The organism is Vibrio sp. 1641, from assembly GCF_033339995.1.
GTDB lineage: Bacteria > Pseudomonadota > Gammaproteobacteria > Enterobacterales > Vibrionaceae > Vibrio > Vibrio alginolyticus.
The window spans coordinates 1-593 of the sequence record NZ_JAWOVP010000339.1 but is presented as its reverse complement, the minus strand read 5'-3'; the positions used below and the strand labels follow the sequence as shown (position 1 = coordinate 593).

General features: G+C 41.3%; 2 protein-coding genes. Both read left to right on the top strand.

Going from position 1 to position 593, the window contains the following annotated elements; all coding sequences use genetic code 11:
* The coding region (locus R7Z47_RS25870) for a hypothetical protein (protein ID WP_318130897.1) at positions 1-261 on the top strand (261 nt) is incomplete at its 5' end.
* The coding region (locus tag R7Z47_RS25865) for a hypothetical protein (RefSeq protein WP_318130896.1) at positions 258-593 on the top strand (336 nt) is incomplete at its 3' end. The genes R7Z47_RS25870 and R7Z47_RS25865, both read left to right, overlap by 4 nt.

Here is a 593-nt window from a genome sequence, read left to right as displayed (position 1 = left end):
GGCACAGTTGACGGGAAAATTGAGGGAAGATTCACAAAAGATGCCTACTGGGTATGGCGAGTTAAAGTTCAGGGCAAGATTATGAAAAAATCTTTGAAGGTTAAAGACGCAACTGAAACTGAGCTCGAGGCTATTCAGAATCAAAGGCACCAGGCCGCTAATGTAACTTTCTGGCTTGATTTACAACGTGTGCCAAAGGGTAAGGGGGCAAGTGCAGTTAAGATCATAAGTTCTTCTAATTGGGATGTTGATTGGTTATGAATATTCCACGACTTATTCGCATACTTAAATTCGACTGGCCATTTGTGCTTGCTATCGTTTTATCTGTTTTAGCTATTTTTAAACTTTCCGAATTCAATGAAGAACTATTAGGGAACCCGGATAGAGTTTTTCTTTATTCTGATGGTAATGGTGGTTACACAAGGGCCTTTGTATCACGTGACCCACGCTATACAGACGAGAAGGTTGTCAGGTTTCTTCGTCGTATGGTGAGCTCATGCTATACCGTCGATTATAAAACCGCTCAACACCTAATGAACGGTGAACGCGATAACGATTATGCCAACTGTATTGAAAAGCACTTTGCGCCAATA